General features: G+C 70.4%; 17 protein-coding genes and 1 tRNA gene. 14 read left to right on the top strand and 4 right to left on the bottom strand.

Annotated elements, in window-relative coordinates:
• Positions 1-290: 290 nt before the first annotated feature.
• From ACQP2F_RS40970 to ACQP2F_RS40950, 5 genes are all read left to right on the top strand, one after another.
• On the top strand, positions 291-1,184 hold the full coding sequence (locus ACQP2F_RS40970; protein ID WP_433297417.1) for a bifunctional DNA primase/polymerase: 894 nt from the start codon (positions 291-293) through the stop codon (positions 1,182-1,184).
• Positions 1,181-1,510: a DUF4031 domain-containing protein gene (locus ACQP2F_RS40965; RefSeq protein ID WP_433297415.1), complete on the top strand. Its 330-nt coding sequence runs from the start codon at positions 1,181-1,183 to the stop codon at positions 1,508-1,510. Before ACQP2F_RS40970 ends, ACQP2F_RS40965 begins: the two co-directional genes overlap by 4 nt.
• Complete coding sequence (locus ACQP2F_RS40960) at positions 1,503-3,083, top strand: hypothetical protein (protein ID WP_433297413.1); 1,581 nt, start codon at positions 1,503-1,505, stop codon at positions 3,081-3,083. The genes ACQP2F_RS40965 and ACQP2F_RS40960 overlap by 8 nt, the downstream gene beginning before the upstream one ends.
• A 477-nt stretch (positions 3,084-3,560) precedes the next feature.
• The gene (locus ACQP2F_RS40955; protein WP_433297411.1) at positions 3,561-3,749 is read left to right on the top strand and encodes a helix-turn-helix transcriptional regulator; all 189 of its coding nucleotides are present in this window, start codon (positions 3,561-3,563) and stop codon (positions 3,747-3,749) included.
• Positions 3,749-5,188 (top strand): tyrosine-type recombinase/integrase, encoded by a 1,440-nt coding sequence (locus tag ACQP2F_RS40950; protein ID WP_433297409.1) that lies wholly within the window; start codon positions 3,749-3,751, stop codon positions 5,186-5,188. Before ACQP2F_RS40955 ends, ACQP2F_RS40950 begins: the two co-directional genes overlap by 1 nt.
• An 84-nt stretch (positions 5,189-5,272) precedes the next feature.
• Here ACQP2F_RS40950 and ACQP2F_RS40945 read toward each other — a convergent pair.
• The 3 genes from ACQP2F_RS40945 to ACQP2F_RS40935 form a co-directional block, all read right to left on the bottom strand.
• Positions 5,273-5,344: transfer RNA gene (locus ACQP2F_RS40945), tRNA-Arg, on the bottom strand.
• Positions 5,345-5,393: 49 nt separating this feature from the next.
• The gene (locus ACQP2F_RS40940; protein ID WP_433297407.1) at positions 5,394-6,065 is read right to left on the bottom strand and encodes a DUF305 domain-containing protein; all 672 of its coding nucleotides are present in this window, start codon (positions 6,063-6,065) and stop codon (positions 5,394-5,396) included.
• Positions 6,062-6,865: a DUF3105 domain-containing protein gene (locus tag ACQP2F_RS40935; protein ID WP_433297405.1), complete on the bottom strand. Its 804-nt coding sequence runs from the start codon at positions 6,863-6,865 to the stop codon at positions 6,062-6,064. Before ACQP2F_RS40935 ends, ACQP2F_RS40940 begins: the two co-directional genes overlap by 4 nt.
• An 85-nt stretch (positions 6,866-6,950) precedes the next feature.
• Here ACQP2F_RS40935 and argS point away from each other — a divergent pair, with 85 nt between their 5' ends.
• The 5 genes from argS (at position 6,951) to thrC (ending at position 12,815) form a co-directional block, all read left to right on the top strand.
• Positions 6,951-8,621 (top strand): arginine--tRNA ligase, encoded by a 1,671-nt coding sequence (gene argS / locus ACQP2F_RS40930; protein ID WP_433297403.1) that lies wholly within the window; start codon positions 6,951-6,953, stop codon positions 8,619-8,621.
• Between the two features lie 3 nt (positions 8,622-8,624).
• Positions 8,625-10,010, top strand: coding sequence for a diaminopimelate decarboxylase (gene lysA, locus ACQP2F_RS40925; RefSeq protein WP_433297401.1), 1,386 nt, complete (start codon positions 8,625-8,627; stop codon positions 10,008-10,010).
• Positions 10,007-11,317: a homoserine dehydrogenase gene (locus ACQP2F_RS40920; protein WP_433297399.1), complete on the top strand. Its 1,311-nt coding sequence runs from the start codon at positions 10,007-10,009 to the stop codon at positions 11,315-11,317. The genes lysA and ACQP2F_RS40920 overlap by 4 nt, the downstream gene beginning before the upstream one ends.
• A gap of 3 nt (positions 11,318-11,320) precedes the next feature.
• Positions 11,321-11,692: a VOC family protein gene (locus tag ACQP2F_RS40915; RefSeq protein ID WP_433297397.1), complete on the top strand. Its 372-nt coding sequence runs from the start codon at positions 11,321-11,323 to the stop codon at positions 11,690-11,692.
• Between the two features lie 73 nt (positions 11,693-11,765).
• Positions 11,766-12,815, top strand: coding sequence for a threonine synthase (thrC, locus tag ACQP2F_RS40910; RefSeq protein ID WP_433297395.1), 1,050 nt, complete (start codon positions 11,766-11,768; stop codon positions 12,813-12,815).
• Here the strand turns inward: thrC and ACQP2F_RS40905 are convergent.
• The gene (locus tag ACQP2F_RS40905; protein ID WP_433297393.1) at positions 12,801-13,265 is read right to left on the bottom strand and encodes a MarR family transcriptional regulator; all 465 of its coding nucleotides are present in this window, start codon (positions 13,263-13,265) and stop codon (positions 12,801-12,803) included. The two genes, thrC and ACQP2F_RS40905, sit on opposite strands and share 15 nt — an antisense overlap.
• Positions 13,266-13,395: 130 nt before the next feature.
• On the opposite strand from ACQP2F_RS40905, the gene ACQP2F_RS40900 reads away from it, so the two are divergent.
• The 4 genes from ACQP2F_RS40900 to rho all read left to right on the top strand — a co-directional run bounded on the left by ACQP2F_RS40900 (position 13,396) and on the right by rho (position 21,257).
• On the top strand, positions 13,396-16,662 hold the full coding sequence (locus ACQP2F_RS40900; protein ID WP_433297390.1) for an efflux RND transporter permease subunit: 3,267 nt from the start codon (positions 13,396-13,398) through the stop codon (positions 16,660-16,662).
• A 57-nt stretch (positions 16,663-16,719) separates the two neighbouring features.
• The gene (locus ACQP2F_RS40895; RefSeq protein ID WP_433297388.1) at positions 16,720-17,955 is read left to right on the top strand and encodes an MFS transporter; all 1,236 of its coding nucleotides are present in this window, start codon (positions 16,720-16,722) and stop codon (positions 17,953-17,955) included.
• 43 nt (positions 17,956-17,998) lie between these two features.
• Positions 17,999-18,910, top strand: coding sequence for a homoserine kinase (thrB, locus tag ACQP2F_RS40890; RefSeq protein ID WP_433297386.1), 912 nt, complete (start codon positions 17,999-18,001; stop codon positions 18,908-18,910).
• Positions 18,911-19,244: 334 nt separating this feature from the next.
• Positions 19,245-21,257 (top strand): transcription termination factor Rho, encoded by a 2,013-nt coding sequence (rho, locus tag ACQP2F_RS40885; RefSeq protein ID WP_433297384.1) that lies wholly within the window; start codon positions 19,245-19,247, stop codon positions 21,255-21,257.
• The last annotated feature ends 11 nt before the right edge of the window (positions 21,258-21,268 follow it).

The raw sequence follows: 21,268 nt of genomic DNA, 5'->3' as shown, positions 1-21,268 counted from the left end.
AGGGACGGCGTCGAGCACGCCCTGTGCGACTGGTCGACGCACAGCTTCGACCACCGATACGCGGCCTCCGGCGGCTGCCGCGTCTGCGGACGGCCGACCCAGCTTCGCGACTGCCAACGCCGCCACTGCCACAAGACGTGCGCCGAAGCCGAGCACCTGGCCGCCGTAACCGCCCGGCAGGGACCAGCCAGCGCGGGACCCGCGGCGGGGGCGCTGGTCATCGACCTGAACGCCTACCGCGCTACGCGGCCTGATCGCCGCGCTGACCGCAACGAAGGAGATGACGACCCATGTTCGACCGTTCCGGCCTGCTCGCCGCCGCTCTCGGCTACGCCGCCCGCGGCTGGCACGTCTTCCCGCTCATCCCGGGCGACAAGCGCCCGGCCTGCGACCGGTGGGAGCAGCGCGCCACCACCGATCCGCACCGGATCGAGGCGTGCTGGACATCCGGGCCGTACGGCATCGGGATCGCCTGCGGCCCCTCCCGGCTTCTGGTGATCGACCTCGACACCCCCAAGCCGAGCCAGCACCCGCCGGCCGAGTGGGCCGATCCGCCCTGCCGTGACGGCATCGACGTGTTCGGGCTGCTCTGCGCCCGCCACGACCAGGACGGCGGCGGCCCGGAAGTGTGGGACACCTACAGCGTGCGGACCGGGCGCGGCGGGCTGCACCTGTACTACCGGCACCCCGACCACGGCCCGGCACTGCGCAACACCGCCGGGCGGCTCGGCTGGCTGATCGACACCCGCGCCCGCGGCGGCTACGTCGTGGCCGCCCCTACCACCGTCAACCGCAGCACCTACCAGGTCACCCGCGGGGCGGCGGCCCGGCCGCTGCCCGGTCTGCTGGCGCGGCTGCTGACACCCGAACCGCCACGCCCGGACGGTCCGCGCCGGGTGCTCGAGGTGCCCGCCGACCGGCGCGGCCGGTACCTGCACGCGGCCATCTCCCGCACCCTCGACAAGCTCGGCGAGGCGAGCGAGGGCGGCCGGAACGCGGCGCTGTTCATGGCTGCGCAAAGCCTCGGGCAGCTCGTCGCCGGCGGCGCGCTCGCCGAACAGGCCGTGGCTGACGAGCTGACCGGCGCTGCCCGGCGGCTCGGCCTCGGCGAGCGCGAGACCGCCGCGACGATCCGGTCCGGGCTGGGCGCCGGAGCGCGCCGCCCGCGGCAGGTGAGCGTGTGAGCGTCTACGTCGACAACTTCCGTGTCCCGGCCACCGTCGGCAAGGTCCGGGGCCGCTGGAGTCACCTGACCGCCGACACCCCGGTCGAGCTGCACGCGTTCGCCGAGCGCATCGGCCTGCGGCGCGCCTGGTTTCAGCCGCGCTGCACCAGCGGGCCGTGCCCGGCCGTGGACGGGGTGTGCGTGCACTTCCACTACGACGTCGTGGACGCCAAGCGGAAGGCGGCCGTCACCCGGGGCGCCCACCCGATCGACCTACGCGCGTTTGGGGCGATCATCTCGGCCCGGCGGGCCGCCTACCGGAAGGAGACAAGTCACCATGAGTGAGCTGCCGCGGTTCCGGATCGGCACCGGCCCGGAGACGATCCGGGTGGTCAAGCAGATCCTGCGTGACGGCGTGCTGCCGGACATCTACGTCGCGGGCGGCGCGCTGGTGCACATCGAGCAGGTCTCCGGTGACCTGACCACGGCGGCCGACGAGGATTCGCCGCTGCCGGTCGCCGCGTCGCCGCTCAACCCCGCCGCGCTGGCCGGGCTGCTGGCGGAGCGCACCTTCGTCTACCGGATGCGCACCCGCAAGGACGCCCTCGGCGATCCCGAGACCTACGAGGAGGAGGCGACCCCCGCGGCGGCGGCGCTCGGCGCCGCGCTGGCCGCGAAGACCTGGCCCAACACCGCCCCACTGCGCGGCATCATCGGCGCCCCGGTGCTGCGCCGAGACGGCACCCTGCTCCAAGCGCCCGGCTACGACCCGGCCACCGGTCTATATCTGGCTTCCAAGGTCGACCTCAAGCCGGTCCCGGAACGCCCCACCGGCGAGCAGGTCGCCGCCGCCCGCTCGTTCCTGCTCGACCGGTTCCTGCGCGACTTCCCGTGGGCGGGGCCGGCCGATCGGGCGAACTACGTCGCGCTGCTCGCGACACCGATCCTGCGGCACTACACCCGGTCGCTGACCCCGTTCGCGCTGATCGACGCGACCATGCCGGCCTCCGGCAAAACGATCCTGACCGGCGGGCCGGGCATGCTCTACGGGCAGAAGATCCTGCCGTGGGTCGACGACGAGGGCGAACTCCGCAAGTCGATCACCGGTGTGTTCGCCGAACAGGTCGGCGTGGTGATCTGGGACAACCTGCCCGAGGGCACCGTCATCGACTCCGCCGTGCTGGCCAACCTCGTCACCACCGGCGCATGGTCGGATCGGCAGCTCGGCGCGTCACGCATCGTCGGCGGGATCAACGACCGGCTGTGGATGGCCACCGGCAACAACCTCCAGGTCGGCGGCGACATGGCGTCGCGGACCGTGCGGGTGCACCTCGATCCGGACATGCCCCGCCCGGAGTCGCGGGACCAGACCGGCTTCGGGATTCCGTACCTCGACCAGTGGATCCTCGACCCCGGCAATCAGCTCACCGTCCTGTGGCACCTGCTCGTGCTGGTGCTCGACTGGACCGGCAACGACGCCCCCCGCTCGACCGGCGTGTCGATGCGCCAGTTCACCCCGTGGGCGCAGGCCCTCGGCGGGTTCCTGGCCTGGCACGGCATCGACGGCTTCCTGAGCAACATCACCGCCGTCCGGGACATCGACGAGGATGAGACCAGGTGGACGACGTTCCTCGCCTGCTGGCACGAGCGGCACGGCGAAACCCCGATGTCCGCCGCCGAACTGCGCGCCGATGCCGAGCCTGACCAGCTCAACGGCGTGCACGTCGACCGGTGGGACGGGCAGTTCATCACCACCGCGACCGGCCGGCTGCCCAACCCGCTGCAACTCGGCCGCCTGCTCACCGGGCAGAACGGCCGGTGGCGCGGCGACTACGTGATCCGTGCCGGGAAGCACGAGCGCGGTAACCGGGCCGTCTTCCACGTCGAGCGCCACCCGGGCAACACCGAAAATCGCTGAAACATCTCGGCATCTCGGCAAAGCAGGTCCGCCACCGGATCTCACCTGCACAAACACCTTGCCGAGATGGTCTTTCAAGATCTCGGCACCATCTCGGCATCTCGGCAACCAACAACCTCGACCTGCCGAGATGAACCACGGTTGCCGAGATCTTGAAATCGGCACTTCAAGATCTCGGCAACCGTTTCCCCAGCTCAACGGCACCTTTGCCGAGATGCCGAGATGCCGAGATGTTTCAGCCATCCCAGCTCAACCCGACACCCCGCCGACACCCGACCGCCTCAGAGCCACACAGAGACATCGGGTCATCCCTTCATACCAACCCAGCGCAGATCATGACTCCACGGCGCTCTCAGGGGGCCGCCCAGAGCCGTTCTGCCACCGCGGGGCCGCCGAGGCCCCCAGATACCCCCTCGCGTGCAGAACGGGCGCACAGGGCCGCTCTGCACGGCCCGTCGCCCATCCACGGAGGCAGTAGTGGCAACCCGTACCCAACTGACCATCGTCGAATTTTGTGAAGAGATCGGCATCGGGCGTTCCACCTTCTATGAGTGGCGTACGAAGCGCCGGGCGCCCCGATGCATCAAGTTGCCTAATGGCGAATTGCGAATTCGCCGCACCGAATACGAGCGCTGGCTTGACGCGCTCGAAGAGAGGGTCGCCTAATGCCGCTGACGTACGACGTCCGCATCTACGAGATCGACGTCTACAAAGGCAAGACCACCACCACCTATTGGGTGCAATGGAAGGTGGCCGGGAAACTGCCGCTCAAGAAACGGCCGTTCAAACAGAAGGCTCTCGCCGTCAGCTTCCGGGCCGACCTCATTTCGGCGGCCCGGAAGGGCGAGGCTTTCGACGTAGCCACCGGTAAGCCGATCTCGATGAGCCGCGAGACGGAGGACATGACCTGCTACGACCTGGCGTGCCGGTACGTCGATCTCAAGTGGCCCCGGGTGGCGGCGATGACGCGCAAGACCAACGCCGAGGCGCTGACAGCCGTTATGCCCATGCTGTTCAAGCGCACCACCGGAAAGCCCGATGACCGGCTCATCCGCACGGCGCTGCGCCGGTGGGCGTTCAACACCACCGCGCGCTCTGCCGAGGATCAGCCGGACGAGATTCGGCGCACCCTCGCTTGGGTCGCACGCAATGCCCGGCCGGCGTCCGACCTCACCGACCCCAAGGTGCTCCGCGCAGTCCTCGACGGGCTCACGCTTCGATTGGACGGCAAGCCGGGTTCGCCGGTCGTCGTCACCCGCCGTCGGAAAATCCTCACGGGCATGCTCGAATACGGGGCTGAGATTAACGCCCTGTCCGAGAATCCGTGGCCAGATCTCAAGTGGACGCCGCCCCGGACCACGAACGGCGGAATCGACCGCCGCCGAGTGGCCAATCCGATGCAGGCGCGCACCCTGTTCGCATCGGTGCGCCAGCAGGGGAGAATCGGCCCTCGAATGGTCGCGTTCTATTCGTGCCTTTACTACGCCGGTCTCCGGCCGGAAGAGGCGGTCGGTATCGAGGTTCCTCGCAATTTCCGACCACCCGATCGTGATGACGAGTGGGGCGAATTCGTCCTGGAGAAAGCCGAACCGCACGCCGGGAAGGCGTGGACTGACTCCGGCAAGAACCGCGACGTGCGCCAGCTCAAACAACGCGCCATCGGCGAGGTGCGCCGGGTGCCCTGCCCGCCGACCCTGACCGCAATCCTCCGGTGGCACATCGGGGAATTCGGCCTCGGTCCGGGCGGTCGGCTGTTCGTGGGGGAGCGCAACAAGGAGGAACTGCCGATCCTCACGATCAACCGGGTATGGCGGCAGGCCCGACGGGAGGCGTTCACCCCCGAGGTCTACACCTCGCCGCTGGCCGAGACGCCGTACGACCTGCGGCACGCATTCGTCTCGACGAACCTGAACGCTGGCATCTCGCCGGCCCAGGTCGCCGAGTGGGCCGGCCAGTCTCCCGAGGTGATGTGGCGCATCTACGCCGGGTGCCTCGACGGGGGACAGGATGAGCTACGCCGCCGGATGGAGGCAGGCTTCGGCGGCCGGGCCGCCGTACCGAGCTTCGGTACGTCCTCGGTACAGATCACCGTAGAGAGCCGGTAACGGCCGGACATGGCCGGACAGATGAGTAAGGCCGCTGACAGCGTTTGCGCTGCTCAGCGGCCCGAAAGTGCTGGTGAGTTCTTGTGCCCCCGGCAGGATTCGAACCTGCGCTTTCGCCTCCGGAGGGCGACGCTCTATCCCCTGAGCTACGGGGGCTCAGTGGTTCCAGAGCCTAGCAGGCCCCCGGGAACCCCTGCCAACCGGGTTACGGCGACGCCTGGATCTTCTTCAGCAGGTTGTCGATCAGGGTGATCTCGCCCTGCTGGGCGGTGACCATCGTGCCGGCCAGCCAGTCGATGTCTTTGTTGTCGCTCAGCTTTATCGCCTCCTGGGCCATGTGGATGCCGCCCAGGTGGTGCTGGCGCATGAGCGTCAGGTACTGCACGTCCAGGTCCTTGCCCGTCGCCTTGCGCAGCGTCGCCAGCTGCTCGGGGGTCGCCATGCCGGGCATCAGGCCGTTGACCACGGAGCCGGCCGAGTCGGGCATCCAGGCCATCGGCTCCTGGGAGCTGGTCGGGCTCAAGTTCCAGTCGCGCAGCCAGGCCTGCATGTAGCCGATCTGGCCGTGCTGGGTCAGGGCGATGTCGCCGGACAGGGTGACGATCTCGGGGTTGGCCGAGTCGGCGTGGGCGATCATCGACATCTCCACGGCCTGGGCGTGGTGGGTCGACATGTCGCGCAGGAAGCCGGCCTCGACCGAGTCGTCGCCGGGGGTCGACAGGCGGGGCACCAGGACGCCGAGCGCGCCGCCGAGCAGGAGCCCGGCGACGAGCGCGGCGGCCACCAGGATCCAGACCCGCCCGCCGCGGCGGACGGGCGAGCCGTTGACCGGGGCGGCGGCCGTGGCCGCCGCGCCCGGGTCGGTGGAAACCGTCATTTGCCCGTCGCGCCGGTCGCGGCCGCGGTCACCGGGCCGGTCGTGGTGTTGCCGCTGGAGCAGGCGGCGCCGGGCTCCATCGACGCCACCACTCGCGCGTCCTTGATGAAGTCGTCGATCCGGCTGTCGTTGACGTCGTCGACCTTGAGCTGGTAGCCCCAGACCTGGACCGAGACGTTCTTGTCGAGGTTCGTGTAGGGCGACATGAACATGTAGTCCTTGCCCTGGACCTTCTTGGCCAGCACGGCCACCTGGTCGGCGGGCAGGCCCTGCTTGTACGTCACCCAGACCGCACCGTGCTCGAGGCTGTGCACGGCGTGCTCGTTGGCGATCGGCGCGTCGTACACGTCGCCCATGCAGTTCTGCCAGGTCGGGTTGTGCGCGCCGCCGACCGGCGGGTTGGTCACGTAGGTGAGCGTGCCGTCCTTGTGGTCGCGCGCGTCGATCGCCGGGTTCTTCTGCGCCCGGTAGTTGACCACGCCCTTGATGTCGGCGACCTTGTCCTCCCAGCTGCGGGAGCCCTTGGCGACGTAGTAGACGCCGACGCCCACCACCACGACGAAGAACGCGATGACGGCGCCGATCAGCAGGATCGGGCCCCAGCTGCGGCCGCCGGAGACCTTGACCGGCGTGACCGGCTTCCGGCCCTTTCCGCCGCCCTTGGCGCCGGGCGTGGCCTTCTTCGCGGCGGCGGCCTTGGCTGCGCCGGCCTTGGAAGCTGGCGGCTTGCCCTGGCCGGACGTCTTGCCGACCTTGACCGTGGACGGGACCCGCTCGGGACCCGGCGTACTCATGCTCATCGTGCCTCGTCGATTCGTAAGAAGCGGAAGGGCGGGGCTCGGGTGGCCGCCGAGTGCGAAAGTCTACCCCCGATAGCATGGCTGGGTGACTCCCGCCAACCTTGCTGCCACCGTTCTCTCAGCTGCTCGTGCCGTGTTCGAGACCCGAGGGCTCGATGTCGCCATGCTGCCCGAGACGACGGCGGTGGAGCGACCGCGCAACCCCGAGCACGGCGACTACGCCTCCACGCTAGCCCTGCAGCTGGGCAAAAAGGCCGGGGTTGCGCCGCGTGAGCTGGCCGCCGCGCTGGCCGAGGAGCTCGGCCGGCAGCCCGGCATCAAGTCGGTGGAGATCGCCGGCCCGGGCTTCCTCAACATCCGGCTCGACGCCGCCGCGACCGGCACGCTGGCCCGCGACATCGTGCTCGCCGGGGAGGACTACGGACATACCGGCACGCTGCGCGGCGAGCGGATCAACCTCGAGTTCGTCTCGGCCAACCCCACCGGCCCCGTGCACATCGGCGGCGTGCGCTGGGCGGCGGTCGGCGACGCGCTCTCCCGCCTGCTGCGGGCCGCGGGGGCCGAGGTCGGCACGGAGTACTACTTCAACGACGCCGGCTCCCAGATCGACCGCTTCGCCAAGTCGCTCTACGCCAGCGCCAAGGGCGAGCCGGCGCCCGAGGACGGCTACGGCGGCGCCTACATCGCCGAGATCGCCACCGCGGTGCTGGCCGAGGCGCCCGACGTGCTGAAGCTGGGCGAGCCGGCGGCGCTGGAGACCTTCCGGCGGGTCGGCGTCGAGCTGATGTTCGCCGAGATCAAGCAGTCGCTCACCGAGTTCGGCGTGCACTTCGACACCTACTTCAACGAGAAGGACCTGCACGACCGGGGCGAGCTGCAGGAGGCGCTCGACCGGCTGCGCGAGCAGGGGCACATCTTCGAAGCCGACGGGGCGACCTGGCTGCGTACGACCGATTTCGGCGACGACAAGGACCGGGTGCTCCGCAAGTCGGACGGCGACTGGACCTACTTCGCCGCCGACTGCGCCTACTACCTGGACAAGCGCAAGCGCGGCTTCGACCGGGTGGTGATCATGCTGGGCGCCGACCACCACGGCTACATCGGGCGGATGAAGGCGATGGCCGCCTGCTTCGGCGACGACCCGGAGAAGAACCTGGAGATCCTGATCGGCCAGCTGGTCAATCTGGTGCGCGACGGCGAGCCCGTACGCATGAGCAAGCGCGCCGGCACGGTGGTGACCCTGGAGGACTTCGTCGACGCGCTCGGGGTCGACGCCACCCGGTACGCCCTGTCCCGCTACTCGTCCGACTCGCCCATCGACCTCGACGTCGAGCTGTGGACCAGCGCGAGCCGGGAGAACCCGGTCTACTACGTGCAGTACGTCGCGGCCCGGACGGCGAGCATCGCGCGTACCGCGGCGGACGCCGGGCTGACCCGGGGCGAGCCGGCCGGGTTCAAGCCCGAGCTGCTCTCCAGCGACCGCGCCAACGACCTGCTCAAGGCGCTCGGCGAGTACCCCGGCACGGTCGTCCGGTCGGCCGAGCTGCGCGAGCCGCACCACGTCGCGCGACTGCTCGAGAAGATCGCCGGCGCCTACCACCGCTGGTACGACGAGCCCGATTCCCGGGTGGTGCCGAAGGGCGAGGAGACGATCACCGACGGGCACCGGGCGCGCCTCTGGCTGAACGACGCCACCCGTACGGTGATTGCGAACGGTTTGGGCCTGCTCGGGGTCTCGGCCCCCGAAAGGATGTAGGACATGCGAGCTCATGAGGCCGGGGCGCTGCACGGCGACCTCGGTTACCGCGGGCCGGCCTGGCTGCGTACGCCCGAGGACGTGAACGCCCTCGTGCCGCAGCTCTGGCCCCGCACCGTGAGTCGCACCGAGGCCGGCTCCCTGGAGGTCGGCGGCGTGAGCGTGGCCGACCTGGCGGCCGAGCACGGCACCCCGGCGTACTTCCTCGACGAGGTCGACCTGCGCGCCCGGTGCCGCGAGTTCGCCGCGGCGTTCGGCGACGCCGACGTGTACTACGCCGGCAAGTCGTTCCTCTGCAAGGCGGTCGTCAAGATCGTCGAGGAGGAGGGCCTGTTCCTCGACGTCTGCTCGGGCGGCGAGCTGGCCGTGGCCCTGGCCGCGGGATTCCCGGCGGAGAAGATCGGCTTCCACGGCAACAACAAGTCGGTGTCCGAGCTGTCCCGGGCACTCGACGCGGGCGTCGGCCGCATCGTCGTCGACTCCTTCGACGAAATTACCCGTTTGTCGGAATTGTCGGAGATCAAGGGCAAGCGCCCCGCGGTCCTGGTCCGCGTGACGGTCGGGGTCGAGGCGCACACCCACGAGTTCATCGCCACCGCCCACGAGGACCAGAAGTTCGGCTTCTCGCTGGCCGGCGGGGCGGCCTTCGCGGCGGCGGTGCGGATCCTCGACGAGGACAAGCTCGAGCTCAAGGGCCTGCACTCGCACATCGGCTCGCAGATCTTCGACACGTCCGGCTTCGAGGTCGCGGCCCGGCGCGTGATCGAGCTGCAGGCCCAGATCCGCGACGCCCGCGGGGTCGAGCTCGAGGAGCTGGACCTCGGCGGCGGCTTCGGCATCGCGTACACGACCCAGGACGACCCGTCGACGGCCGGCGACCTGGCCAAGCGCATCAACAAGATCGTCGAGGGCGAGTGCGAGCTGGCCGCCCTGCGCAAGCCGCGCCTCTCGGTCGAGCCCGGCCGGGCGATCGTCGGCCCGGCCGTCTTCACGCTCTACGAGGTCGGGACGGTCAAGGACGTCGACGGCATCCGGACCTACGTGAGCGTCGACGGCGGGATGAGCGACAACATCCGCACGGCGCTCTACGACGCGTCGTACAGCGCCACGGTGGCCGGCCGCGCCAGCGCCGCCGAGCCGATGCTGGCCCGCGTCGTGGGAAAGCATTGTGAAAGCGGGGACATCGTCGTGAAGGATGAATTCCTGCCGGCCGACGTGCAGCCCGGAGATCTTCTCGCCGTGCCCGGCACCGGCGCCTATTGCCGGAGCATGGCCAGCAACTACAACCACGTGCCTCGGCCGCCCGTGGTGGCGGTCCGCGACGGCGTCTCGCGCGTGATCGTGCGCCGCGAGACCGAGGACGACCTGCTCGCATTGGATGTTGGATGAACCAGGTTAAACCCGTGCGCCTCGCCCTGCTGGGTTGCGGCACCGTCGGCTCCGAAGTGGTACGCCTGCTGCACGACCAGGCCGAGGACCTGACGGCCCGGATCGGCGCACCCCTGGAGATCGTCGGCATCGCGGTGCGGCGGCTCGGGCGCGAGCGCGGTGATCTTCCGGTGGCCGGCGGCCTGTTCACCACCGACGCGCTGGGGCTGGTCAAGCGCGACGACGTGGACGTGGTGGTCGAGGTGGTGGGCGGCATCGAGCCGGCCCGTACCTGGCTGGTCGAGGCGCTACGCGGCGGCAAGAGCGTGATCACGGCGAACAAGGCGCTGCTGGCCGAGGACGGCGCGGCCCTGCACGACGCGGCCTCCGACGGTGGCGCCGACCTCTACTACGAGGCCTCGGTGGCCGGCGCCATCCCGCTGCTGCGCCCGCTGCGCGAGTCCCTGCACGGTGACCGGGTCACCCGGGTGACCGGCATCGTGAACGGCACGACCAACTTCATCCTCTCGTCGATGGACTCCTCCGGCGCCGGCTTCAGCGAGGCCCTCGAGGAGGCCACCGAGCTCGGGTACGCCGAGGCCGACCCGACCGCCGACGTGGAGGGCTTCGACGCCGCCGCCAAGGCCGCCATCCTCGCCTCGCTCGCCTTCCACAGCCGGGTCACCGCCGCCGACGTCTTCCGCGAGGGCATGACCGGGGTGACCGCCGGCGACATGGCCAGCGCCAAGGAGATGGGCTGCACGATCAAGCTGCTGTGCATCGCCGAGCGCGGCCCCGACGCCGACGGCGTCGACTCGGTGAGCGTGCGGGTGCACCCGGCGATGATCCCGCGCAGCCACCCGCTGGCCGGCGTCGGCGACGCGTTCAACGCGGTCTTCGTCGAGGCCGAGGCGGCCGGTCAGCTGATGTTCTACGGCCGGGGTGCGGGCGGCACGCCGACCGCGAGCGCGGTGCTCGGCGACATCGTGGCGGCGGCCCGCAACCGGCTGGCCGGCACCCGGGCGCCGAGCGAGAGCAACTATGCCCACCTGCCGGTACGCCCGATCGGCGCGGCCGTCACCCGGTACCACATCAACCTCGACGTGGACGACCGTCCGGGCGTGCTGGCCGCGGTGGCCGGGGTCTTCGCCAAGCACGAGGTGTCGATCGCGACCGTGCGCCAGTCCGGCCGCGAGGACGACGCCAAGCTGGTGATCGTGACCCACGGCGCACCGGACGCGAACCTGGCCGCTACCGTCGACTCACTGTCGCAACTGGACATCGTCCGGTCCATCGCCAGCGTGCTGCGCGTCGAGGGAGGGGTCTGAGCCGTGCTCGACCATGTGGGTTTCCAGTGTTCCGATCTGGCCGCGAGCGGGGCCTTCTACGACGCCGTGCTGGCGCCGCTCGGCGGCAGCCGGCTGATGGACGTCAAGGTCGCCATCGGCTACGGCACCGGCGGCCACGCCGACTTCTGGATCAGCGAGCTCAGCGAGGGCGACGGCTTCCGCGAGTCGCACATCGCCTTCGCCGCCCGCAGTCGCTCCGAGGTCGACGCGTTCTTCGAGGCGGCGGTGGCACAGGGCGCCGAGGTGCTGCACGAGCCCCGGATCCACGAGGAGTACCACGAGAACTACTACGGCGCGTTCGTCCGCGACCCGGACGGCAACAACGTCGAGGCGGTCAGTCACCGTCCCGAGTAGTGGACTTCCAGTCCCAAGATTCGGTGTCGTAAGGCACCCTGGGCTGGTCTAGCGAACAGCGGAGGAGTCGACCATGTATCGGGGATTGATCGAGCGCTATCGGGACCGTCTTCCGGTCACCGACGCCACCCCGGTGGTCACGCTGCACGAGGGCAACACGCCGCTCGTGCCGGCGCCGGTGCTGTCCCAGCGGGTCGGCGCCGACGTCTACCTCAAGGTCGAGGGGGCCAACCCGACCGGCTCGTTCAAGGACCGCGGCATGACCATGGCCGTGTCCAAGGCGGTCGAGGACGGCTCCAAGGCGATCATCTGCGCCTCCACCGGCAACACCAGCGCCTCCGCCGCGGCGTACGCGGCCCGCGCCGGCCTGACCTGCGCGGTGCTCGTGCCGCAGGGCAAGATCGCGCTGGGCAAGCTGGCCCAGGCCCTCGTGCACGGGGCGAAGCTGCTGCAGGTCAACGGCAACTTCGACGACTGCCTGGCGCTCGCCGCCAAGCTGTCCCAGGACTTCCCGGTCTCCTTGGTCAACTCGGTGAACATCTTCCGCCTGCACGGGCAGAAGACGGCCTCCTTCGAGATCGTCGAGGCGCTCGGCGACGCCCCCGACATCCACTGCCTGCCGGTCGGCAACGCCGGCAACATCTCCGCCTACTGGATGGGCTACCTGGAGGACCAGGCGGCGGGCAACGCCACCAAGCTCCCGAAGATGTACGGCTTCCAGGCGTCCGGCGCCGCGCCGATCGTGAACGGCAAGGTCGTCCCCGAGCCGTCGACGATCGCCACCGCCATCCGCATCGGCAACCCGGCGAGCTGGACCAAGGCGCTCGACGCCCGGGACGCGTCGGGCGGCCTGATCGAGGCCGTGACCGACCGGGAGATCCTGACGGCGTACCGGCTGCTCGCCCGCGAGGTCGGCGTCTTCGTCGAGCTGGCCAGCGCGGCCAGCGTGGCCGGGCTGCTGCAGCAGGCGCAGGCGGGCAAGGTGCCGGCCGGCTCGACGATCGTCTGCACGGTCACCGGCCACGGCCTCAAGGACCCGGAGTGGGCGATCTCCACCGCCCCGTCGCCGACCACGATCCAGAACGACGTGCTGATCGCGGCCCGCGAGCTAGGCCTGGCCTGACCCCGGTTGGCCCGACTCCTCCTCGGCCGCCTTCACCAGAAGCTGCGACGCCCGCGCCACGAGATCGAGCTCCTCGTCTGAGAGCCGGCTGAGGAGCGCGCGCATCCTCGCCTCCCCGGCGTTGAAGATGCTCCCGATGAGCTCGCCACCCTTTCTCGTGAGGCCGATCCGGCGCACCCGCCGGTCGCGCAGGTCCTCGGTGCGCACCACCAGATCCTGCTGCACGAGCCGGTCCACCATGCCGCTGAGAGCCGCGAGGCCGACGCCGAGCAGGCGTGCCAGCTCGCCGCCCGAGACGTTGCCGTGCCGGGCCAGCAGCATGAGGATCTTGAACTGCGACAGGGTCAGGTGGGACGAGAAGAGCGGGTCCGACCGGTCGAATGCGAACAACTGCTGGAGCCGCTCCTGCGCGCCCATAATGTCCGCGATGAGCTGTTCGTTCCCGGTCAACGCCAACCCTTTCCGGGCGCGCTGAGTAACGCGCCGATGGCCGGACGGTATCAAAACACCCCGGCGAAAAACCATTTGTTCGTGTCAGGCAAACTATTCATGCAGGCCGAACTTTTACGGGGGAGCGCCCATGTCATTCCTGACCCGGCTCAGTCTTGCCAACCGGGGACTCGTGGCCCTGATCGCGATCGTGATCACCGGCTTCGGGTTGTTCGCCATCCCATCTCTCAAGCAGCAGCTGTTTCCGTCGATCGAGTTCCCCGCCGCGTTCGTCGGGGCCACTCTGCCGGGCGCGAGCCCGGAGATCATCCAGGACCAGATCACCGAGCCGATCGAGAACGCGGTCAAGGGCGTCGACGGCATCGAGAGCGTCACGTCGACCACCGCCGAGGGCTCGGCCACGATCACGGTCATGTTCGTCTACGGCACGGACCTCGACCAGGCCGTCAACCAGCTGACGACATCGGTCAACAAGATCCAGCCGACCCTGCCCGACAACGTCGAGCCGCAGATCTTCGCGGGCAGCACCGACGACATCCCGGCGATCGTGCTGGCGGCCTCCGGTGGCTCCGACGAGAGCGATCTGCTGGCCAAGCTCAACCAGACCGTGGTGCCCGAGCTCAACGGCATCGAGGGCGTACGGGACACGACCGTCACCGGCGCCCGGTCCAGGCAGGTCGTGATCACGCCGGACTTCGCCAAGCTCACCGCGGCCGGGGTCAACCCGCAGTCGATCGGCACGGTGCTGCAGGCCAACGGCGTCTCCATCCCGGCCGGCGCGGTCACCGAGGGCGACAAGTCGCTGAACGTGCAGGTCGGCGACCCGATCACCTCGGTCGACGACCTCAAGGGCCTCTACCTCGCCGGCAGCAAGGGCCCGGTCAAGCTGGGCGACGTCGCGACCGTGGAGAGCAAGCTGCCGACCGCGACGTCCTACACCCGTACCGACGGGGTCGACAGCCTCGGCGTGCAGGTCACCGCGAAGCCCGACGGCAACCCGGTGCAGATCTCGCGCGCGGTGCGGGACAAGCTGGCCGATCTCGAGAAGGACTCGGGCGCGAAGCTCACGGTGGTCGTCGACCAGGCGCCGTACGTGGAGCGGTCGATCAAGAGCCTGACCACCGAGGGCCTGCTCGGCCTCGTGATGGCCGTGATCGTCATCCTGATCTTCCTGATGTCGGTCCGCTCGACGCTGGTCACCGCCGTCTCCATCCCGCTCTCGGTGCTGATCGCGCTGATCGCGCTGTGGGTCGGCGACTACACGCTCAACCTGCTGACCCTGGGCGCGCTCACGATCGCCGTCGGCCGGGTGGTCGACGACTCGATCGTCGTGCTGGAGAACATCAAGAGACATCTGGAGTACGGCGAGGAGAAGGGTCACGCGATCGTCGCGGCCGTCCGTGAGGTGGCCGGCGCGGTCACCGCCTCGACGCTCACGACGGTCGCCGTGTTCCTGCCGATCGCCCTGGTCGGCGGCCTGGTCGGGCAGATCTTCTCGTCGTTCGCCATCACCGTGACGGTCGCCCTGCTGGCGTCGCTGTTCGTGGCGCTCACCGTGGTGCCGGTGCTGGCGTACTGGTTCCTCCGCCCGCCCAAGGGTGAGGCCGGCAGCGAGGCGATCCGCCGCGCGGCCGAGGAGAAGGAGCTGCGCAGCCCGCTGCAGCGCGCGTACCTGCCGGTGATCCGGTTCGCCACCAAGCGGCGCTGGACCACCGTGGCGATCGGCGTCGTGGTGCTGATCCTGACCCTGGGCCTGGGCAGCCAGCTGAAGACCAACTTCCTGGACCAGTCCGGGCAGGACTCGCTGAGCATCACCCAGGAGCTGCCGGTCGGCACCAGCCTGGCCGCCACCGACGCGGCGGCCAAGAAGGTCGAGCAGGTGCTCGCCGACAACAAGGACGTCAAGACCTACCAGGTGACCGTCGGCAACGGCGAGTTCAACCCGTTCGCGGGTGCGTCCGGCGCCAGCACCGCCAGCTTCCAGGTCGGCCTGACCGAGGACGCCGACGCCGAGAAGGTCTCCGACGACCTGCGCGGCCAGTTCGACGCGATGAGCGGGGTCGGCGACGTCACGATCGGCGGCGACAGCTCCGGCCTCGGCGGCAGCGAGCTCGCCGTCGATGTGCGGGCAGCCGACCAGGAGGTGCTGCAGCAGGCCACCCAGCAGGTGCAGCAGGCGATGACGGCGACCAAGGGCGTGACCGACGTGTCGACCACGCTCGCCGCCAGCGTCCCGCGCCTGGACGTGGTCGTGAAGCGGGACGTGGCCGCCTCGTACGGCGTCACCGAGGCCCAGATCGGCCAGGCCGTCGCCGGCTCGTTCCGGAGCGCCCCGACCGGGCAGATCACGGTCGACGGCGTGACCGAGAACGTGGTCGTCTCGTACGGCCAGGCCCCGGCCGACCCGAACGCGCTGAAGGCCATGCCGATCACCACCCCCCGCGGCGTGGTCCGGCTCGACCAGGTCGCCGACATCAACCAGGTGTCCGGCCCGGAGCAGGTCACCCGGGTCGACGGCAACCGCAGCGCCACGGTCAAGGGCACGGTCACCGGCTCCGACGTCGGCGCGGCCACCACCGAGCTGACCAAGAAGCTGGACGCGCTCACCCTGCCGGCCGGCGCCTCGTACTCGCTCGGCGGCGTCAGCGCGGATCAGGCGGACGCGTTCAAGCAGCTCGGGCTGGCCGTGCTCGCGGCCATCGCGATCGTCTTCATCATCATGGTGGCGACGTTCCGCAGCCTGATCCAGCCGGTGATCCTGCTGGTGTCGATCCCGTTCGCGGCGACCGGCGCGATCGTGCTGCTGCTGGTCACCGGCACGGCGCTCGGCGTACCGGCGCTGATCGGTGTGTTGATGCTGGTCGGCATCGTGGTCACCAACGCGATCGTGCTGATGGATCTGATCAACCACTACCGGGCCCAGGGCATGGGCGTGCAGGAGGCGGTGATCGAGGGTGGCCGGCATCGGCTGCGGCCGATCCTGATGACAGCGATCGCGACCATCTTCGCGCTGCTGCCGATGGCGCTCGGCCTCACCGGCGAGGGCGGGTTCATCTCGCAGCCACTGGCCATTGTGGTCATCGGCGGCCTGGTCAGCTCGACGCTGCTTACGCTGGTGCTGGTGCCGACGCTCTACACGATGGTGGAGAACCGCAAGGAGAAGCGGCGGCTCAAGCGGGCGGCGAAGCGGGCGGCCAAGGGCCGGCCCGAGGAGGCGCCCGAGCACGCGGCCGACGAGCCGGGCGCGGACGCGGTGCCGGTCGGGGTGACGCCGGAGTCCAGCGGCGGCGCCCACGAGGCGGAGGAGCCGGTCACCCCGTCGAGCGGCGCGCTCCGCGGCTACACCGACCAGTTCGAGGTGCTGAAGGTGCCGAGGCGCCCGGACGAGGTGAAGTGAACGAGGGCGGGACCGGGCCACTGGGTCCGGTCCCGCCCGCCCATTAGATTCCGGTACGTGGCATCAGCGCTTTCGGTCATTACCAGCAACCGGGACTTCCGCCGTCTGTTCGGCGCCGAGCTGGTGGTCTTCGGGTCCGACTGGTTCGTCATCGTGCCGTTGCTGACGCTGTTGCCCGAGCTAACCGGAAGCGGCGTCTGGGGCGGCCTGGTGCTCGCCGCCGACACCGGGATCAGCGCGCTGCTGCTGCCGTTCACCGGCACGGTGGCCGACCGCGTCGACCGCCGCAAGATCCTGATGATCGCCAACCTGTGTGCCTTCGCCGCCGTGCTGCTGCTGTTCGCGGTGCGATCGGCGGCGACGGCCCCACTGGCCCTGGTCTCGATCGGCGCCATGTCGGTGGCCAAGGCCTTCTACACCCCGGCCGCGTCGGCTGCCCTGCCCAACGTCGTGGAGCCGGCCGACCTGCCGGCCGCTAACGCGATCTCCGGCTCGTCGTGGGGCACCATGACGATCGTCGGGGCGTCGCTCGGTGGCCTGGTCGGCTCCGCCTACGGCCCGTACCCGAGCTTCGCCGTCACCGCCGTCTGCCTGCTGATCGCCGTGGTGCTGACCGGCACCATCCACCGGCCGCTGCAGGCGCACCGGGACGAGGGCGCGACGACGCCTCCGGCCTGGCAGGCCCTGCGGGAAGCGGCCGGCTACATCGTCGCCCGCCCCCGGTTACGCGCGCTGGTGACGGTGAAGTCGGCGGCCGGGCTCGGCAACGGCGTGCTGATCGTCTTTCCGCTGATCGCCGACCGCTACGGCGCCGGCACCCTGGGCGCCGGCCTGCTCTTCGCGGTGCGCGGCGCGGGGGCGCTGGTCGGCCCGTTCGCGCTGCGGCCGGTGCTGCGGCGCCGGTCGTGGCTGCTCGCCGCCCTCGCGCTGTCGATGGCGCTCTACGGCGTCGGCTATCTCGGCGTGGCCGTCGCGCCGTGGTTCCCGCTCGTGCTGCTGCTCGTCTTCGCCGCGCACTTCGCCGGAGGCGCGAACTGGACGCTCTCCAACTTCGCGCTGCAGGCCGAGGTGCCCGACCGGCTCCGCGGCCGGGTCTTCGCCACCGACCTGATGGTGGTGACGCTGTCGGTCGCAGTCAGCCAGCTGGCGGCCTCGGCGGTGGTCGACCACGTCGACATGCGGTGGATCCTTGCCGGCTGCGGGCTGATCACCCTGTGCTATGCGGCGGTCTGGGGGATGGCCACGCGTCGGCTGCGGTTGGGCGAGAACCCGTCACTCGCCGGGCGGGGCTGACGGTGCGACAACGGGGTGAATGATCAACGCTTAGCATGTGCCGATGGGCCTGACCTTCGCGACCGATCCGGTCACCGTGCGCACGCCGGCCACCAGCGCCAACCTCGGGCCCGGCTTCGACGCGCTCGGCCTCGCGCTGACGCTCTACGACGACCTGACGGCCGCCGTCACGCAGGGCGGTTACACAGTCACGGTTCGGGGTGAGGGCGCCGGCGAGCTGCCCGGCGACCACGAGCATCTGGTCGTGCGCGCGATGCTGGCGACGTTCGACGAGCTCGGCGAGCGACCGGCCGGCCTGGCCGTCGAGTGCGTCAACCGCATCCCGCAGGCGCGCGGGCTGGGCTCGTCGTCGGCGGCCATCGTCGGCGGCATCCAGCTGGCCCGCGGCCTGGTGCTCGGCGGCCGGAAGCTGCTCGGTGACGAGGACGCGCTGCGCATCGCGGCCCGGCTCGAGGGCCACCCCGACAACGTGGCGCCCTGCCTGCTCGGCGGGTTCACCATCGCCTGGACGGAGGGGAGCGGCGCGCGGGCCGCCCGGCTGGACGCGCACGAAGGCGTACGGCCGAAGGTGTTCGTGCCCACCGAGCGCGGGTACACCGCCTCGGCCCGCGCCGCGCTGCCGCCCGATGTGCCGCACCGGGACGCGTCGTTCAACGCCGGTCGCGCCGCGCTCCTCACGCACGCGATGACCGCCGCGCCCGATCTGCTGTTCGCGGCGACCGAGGATCGGCTGCATCAGGGGTACCGCGCCGAGGGCATGCCGGGCACCGCGTCGCTCGTCGCGTCCCTGCGATCGGTCGGCGTGGCCGCCGTGGTCAGTGGCGCGGGACCGGCCGTTCTCGCGTTGTCCGAGGTCCCGGCCGATTTCCGGCCGGGAACAGAATGGCGCGCAGAGACGTTGGGCGTGGATGCGCGCGGTGCTCTTGTCAAAGGGAGTATGGTGGAACTCGCCTAGCGGGGCCCTGTTGCCGCAGGTCGCACGAGTTGACTACGCTCAAGACCTAGCACAGCCGCGAAGCAAGCGATCTCTGCGGTTCGGCGCGCACCCCCTGAGACTGCATTGGTCCTGTCCGGGCCGTCTCAATTCTCACCAAGGCACACGCCGAGCAGCAGATCTCCCAGTCGCTGCACTCGCCGAGACCTACTCGCCAACGTTTGACGAGCAGGGACACCGTCGAGCTGCCGTGCTGGACTAACTCCCGCGTCGCCCCGGCGAAGCGGGCTCCGAGTCACCCGGCCACCAGGCTGCAGACCGGGCGCCTCGGGCTTTTTCCGACGGAAGGAATCCATTGAGCGACACCACCGACGTGACGTCGGGTGTTTCTGACGTCGCTGACGGCGCCGGCACCACCGCGACCGCTACGAAGCGCCGCCGAGGCGGCACCGGGCTGTCCGCGATGCTGCTCCCCGAGCTGCAGAGTCTCGCCGCTTCGCTCGGCATCTCCGGCACCGCCCGGATGCGCAAGGGCGAGCTGATCACGGCAATCACGGAACGGCAGAGCGGTGGCGCCCCTGCCGAGTCCGCTCCCCGTCCGCGGGCGAGCGAGAAGGCCACGGTCACCACGGCCGCGCCGGTCGTCGAGGCCCCGCCGTCTGCCGCGCAGCCGGAGGCCGCTCCGGCGACCGAGGGTGGCAGCCGGCGCAGCCGCGAGCGTGCCCGGCGCGAGACCGCGCCGCGCGAGACCGGCCCCACCGAGTCCGCCCCGCGCGAGTCGGCGCCCGTCGCCGAGCAGCCGGCCGCGGCCCAGCCCGTGACCCAGCCGGTGGCCCAGCCCGAGGTGGGCGAGCGCACCGAGCGGCCGGAGCGGGGCGAGCGCAACCGCGATCGCGGCGACCGTGACCGCGGCGACCGGGGTGACCGCAACGACCGTCAGCGCAACCAGGGCCAGCGGGACGACCGCGGCCCGCGCGACGACCGTGGCCCGCGCGACGACCGTGGCCCGCGGGACGACCGTGGCGACCGGGGTCAGCGTGACGACCGCGGCCCGCGCAACGGCGGTGACCAAGGTCACGACGACGACGACAACGACTCGGGCGAGGGCGGCCGCCGCAGCCGCCGGAGCCGCTTCCGCGACCGCCGGCGCGGCCGTGACCGTGACGGTGACGGCCAGCGGGACGGTCAGCGCGACGGTGGCGGCCGCGAGCCGCACGTCAGCGAGGACGACGTCCTGGTCCCGGTGGCCGGCATCCTCGACGTGCTGGACAACTACGCCTTCGTGCGCACGACCGGCTACCTCTCCGGGCCGAACGACGTCTACGTCTCGATGTCCCAGGTGAAGAAGTACGGCCTGCGCCGCGGCGACGCGGTGACCGGCGCCGTGCGGGCGACACCGCGCGACGGCGGCGGCGACAACCGGCGCGACAAGTACAACCCGCTGGTCCGGCTCGACACGATCAACGGGATGGAGCCCGAGGAGGCCCGGCGCCGCCCCGAGTTCTACAAGCTCACCCCGCTGTACCCGCAGGAGCGCCTGCGGCTGGAGACCGAGCCGCACATCCTCACCACCCGGGTCATCGACCTGGTCATGCCGATCGGCAAGGGCCAGCGCGCGCTGATCGTCTCGCCGCCGAAGGCCGGTAAGACGATGGTGCTGCAGGCGATCGCCAACGCGATCACCCACAACAACCCCGAGTGCCACCTGATGGTCGTGCTGGTCGACGAGCGGCCCGAAGAGGTCACCGACATGCAGCGCTCGGTCAAGGGCGAGGTCGTCGCGGCCACGTTCGACCGCCCGCCGCAGGACCACACCACGGTCGCCGAGCTCGCCATCGAGCGGGCCAAGCGGCTGGTCGAGCTCGGCCACGACGTGGTCGTGCTGCTCGACTCGGTGACCCGGCTCGGCCGGTCGTACAACCTGGCCGCGCCGGCCTCCGGCCGCATCATGTCGGGTGGTATCGACTCGACCGCGCTCTACCCGCCCAAGCGGTTCCTGGGCGCGGCGCGGAACATCGAGAACGGTGGCTCGCTCACCATTCTCGCGACCGCGCTGGTCGAGACCGGCTCGATGATGGACACGGTCATCTTCGAGGAGTTCAAGGGCACGGGCAACGCCGAGCTCAAGCTCGACCGGAAGATCGCCGACAAGCGGGTCTTCCCGGCCATCGACATCGACCCGTCCGGCACGCGCAAGGAAGAGATCCTGCTCGGCAAGGAAGAGCTGGCGATCATCCACAAGCTCCGCAAGGTGCTGCACTCGCTGGACTCGTCGGCCGCTCTCGACCTGCTGCTCGACCGGCTCAAGCAGACCCGCACGAACGTCGAGTTCCTGATGCAGATCGCGAAGTCGACGCCCGGCGAGTAATCGGTTCAATT

This window comes from Actinoplanes sp. CA-030573 (assembly GCF_050951115.1).
In the GTDB taxonomy this organism is placed as follows: Bacteria; Actinomycetota; Actinomycetes; order Mycobacteriales; family Micromonosporaceae; genus Actinoplanes.
This window is presented reverse-complemented; position numbering and strand designations above follow the sequence as displayed.

Bases quoted from the DNA above. Each gene is read 5' to 3' on its own strand.
- ACQP2F_RS40920 (WP_433297399.1), top strand. From the start codon at position 10,007: ATGAACCAGGTTAAACCCGTGCGCCTCGCCCTGCTGGGTTGCGGCACC.
- lysA (WP_433297401.1), top strand. From the start codon at position 8,625: ATGCGAGCTCATGAGGCCGGGGCGCTGCACGGCGACCTCGGTTACCGC.
- ACQP2F_RS40900 (WP_433297390.1), top strand. From the start codon at position 13,396: ATGTCATTCCTGACCCGGCTCAGTCTTGCCAACCGGGGACTCGTGGCC.
- ACQP2F_RS40960 (WP_433297413.1), top strand. From the start codon at position 1,503: ATGAGTGAGCTGCCGCGGTTCCGGATCGGCACCGGCCCGGAGACGATC.
- ACQP2F_RS40970 (WP_433297417.1), top strand. From the start codon at position 291: ATGTTCGACCGTTCCGGCCTGCTCGCCGCCGCTCTCGGCTACGCCGCC.
- thrB (WP_433297386.1), top strand. From the start codon at position 17,999: ATGGGCCTGACCTTCGCGACCGATCCGGTCACCGTGCGCACGCCGGCC.
- ACQP2F_RS40950 (WP_433297409.1), top strand. From the start codon at position 3,749: ATGCCGCTGACGTACGACGTCCGCATCTACGAGATCGACGTCTACAAA.
- ACQP2F_RS40935 (WP_433297405.1), bottom strand. From the start codon at position 6,865: ATGAGCATGAGTACGCCGGGTCCCGAGCGGGTCCCGTCCACGGTCAAG.
- thrC (WP_433297395.1), top strand. From the start codon at position 11,766: ATGTATCGGGGATTGATCGAGCGCTATCGGGACCGTCTTCCGGTCACC.
- ACQP2F_RS40940 (WP_433297407.1), bottom strand. From the start codon at position 6,065: ATGACGGTTTCCACCGACCCGGGCGCGGCGGCCACGGCCGCCGCCCCG.